The organism is Actinocorallia lasiicapitis (genome assembly GCF_054778695.1).
Genome location: NZ_BAAGZI010000653.1, coordinates 1 through 1,847, shown reverse-complemented (window position 1 = coordinate 1,847; position 1,847 = coordinate 1). Strand labels below are relative to the sequence as shown.

Here is a 1,847-nt window from a genome sequence, read left to right as displayed (position 1 = left end):
GCCCGCCGCCTGTTCGAGCAGCAGGCCCCCGGCCTCGGCCGACAGCGGCGGCAGGCGGAGCACCGCCACCGACGGATCGGCCAGGTAGCGGGCGAGGAGCTCGCCTTCGGCCCCGCCGCCGGGAGGGCGGGCGGCGGAAAGAACGCTGACTGAGCGTGGCAGCGCGTGCGCCAGACCGAGCAGGACGCGCAGGGAGGGGGCGTCGGACCAGTGCAGATCGTCGATCACGAGGATCACCGGACGCCGCAGCGACAGCCGTTCGAGGACGACCTGGAAGGCGCCGATCTCGCCGGGGCCGGCCGGCCCGCCGTCGCCCTCCAGGAGCTCGAGCGCCTTCCCGGCGAGGCCGTCGAAGAGTCCCGCCGCCCGTCGGCCCGGGTCGGCGGCCAGCCGGCCGAAGAGCTGGCGCAGCAGACCGTGGGAGAACCCGGTCTCCAGGAAACCGCCGCGTGCGCGGAGCACCTGGACCCGGCCGTCGTCCGGCGGGGCCGCACGGAACAGGACGGTGCTCTTGCCCGCCCCCGTGCCTCCCAAAAGCGTCACGCACCTCCCCTGCCCGCGGGCCGCGCCGACGACGGCCTCGTTCATGGCCTCCAGTTGCGGGTCGCGTTCCTGCAGGGGCAGATCGTGGGGGTCGACATATGGCGATGACATGGTTCCGTCCCTGGCGCGCTCGTGGTCCAGCAACGTTGCTATCCGCTGGGAAAACGGCGGGCCAGAGTAACGACGGCTCCAAACGTCTCAGCCGCGGCGGCGAGGGAGGGATCAGTGACCCTCGCCGCCGCGGCCGGTGAACGCGGCCTCGGGGGCGACCGCACGGTGCACTCTGGTGCCCGGCGCGGGCCTCCGGCATTGGGGCCGCCCCCAGGGCCCTCCCCCAGCATTCGACCCCGCCCGTCCCGGCGTTCCCGGGGTCGCGCCGGTCGGTAACTTCGGGGTCCGCGGCGAGGGGACGCCCCGGCGTAGGGGGGCCCGGGGACTGTCAGGCTCGTGCCGGAGGTGGTAGGGCATGAGACAGAACTGGAGTTCGGACGGCGCGGGGCTCGACGACGTTCTCGAGGACATCGTCTCCGGCCGGACCGCACACCGGGTCGTGGTGTTCGCCGGTGATCCTGGCACGGGCAAGTCGAGGCTGCTGTCACGTCTCGGCCACCGAGCCCAGGACCGTTGCGTCGTCCGGCACGGCTGGCCGAGGACGCGCGGGCCCGGCGGAACGGGAGTTCCGCGGGGGGCGGCCGAGTTCGCCGGAGCGCTCGGGCCGCGCCGCGGCGTGGTCCTCCTCGACGACCTGCACTGGCAGGACGACCTCACGCTGCGCGGGCTGACGGACCTGATCACCACCCCGATCGAAGGGGAGCTCGTCGTGGTCGCCGCCTACCGTCCCCGGCAGGCGCCGCCGGAGCTCGCCGCGCTCCTTCTCGAAGGCGAGACCGAAGGGGTGGTGCTCCGGGTGGACCTGGCCGCGCTCACGGTCGAGGAGGCGTCGGAGCTGCTCGGCGGGTTCGCTCCTGGCCGGGTGCGCGAGCTCCACCGGCGCAGCGGCGGCAACCCCGTCTATCTGGAGGCGCTGGCGGAGACCGAAGGGCGGGGAGCGGGTCCGCTCTTCGCGCGCCGTATCGCCACCGAGACCTCCCGGCTCACCGACCAGGCGCTCCGCACGGTAAGGGCCGCGACCGTCGTCGACCCGGACGGTGACCCCGCCGTGCTCGCTGCCGTCGCGGGGCTCACCGGCGGGGAGACCCGGCGGGCTCTGGACGAGCTCATCGGCGCCGACCTGCTGCGCGCCGACGACGATCTCCGGCTCGGGTTCCGGCACGAGCTGGTCCGCGAGGCCGTCCACGCGGCCG

General features: G+C 74.6%; 1 protein-coding gene and 1 pseudogene. One reads left to right on the top strand and one right to left on the bottom strand.

The genetic code is table 11. The annotated features are described in order from the left end of the window. Window positions 1-654, bottom strand: a 654-nt coding sequence (locus ACYVE7_RS33400) for an ATP-binding protein (RefSeq protein WP_460370491.1), incomplete at its 3' end; no start/stop codon positions are given. Between the two features lie 355 nt (window positions 655-1,009). On the opposite strand from ACYVE7_RS33400, the pseudogene ACYVE7_RS33395 reads away from it, so the two are divergent. Beyond that, window positions 1,010-1,847 (top strand): annotated as a pseudogene (locus ACYVE7_RS33395) (hypothetical protein); the annotation flags it as partial.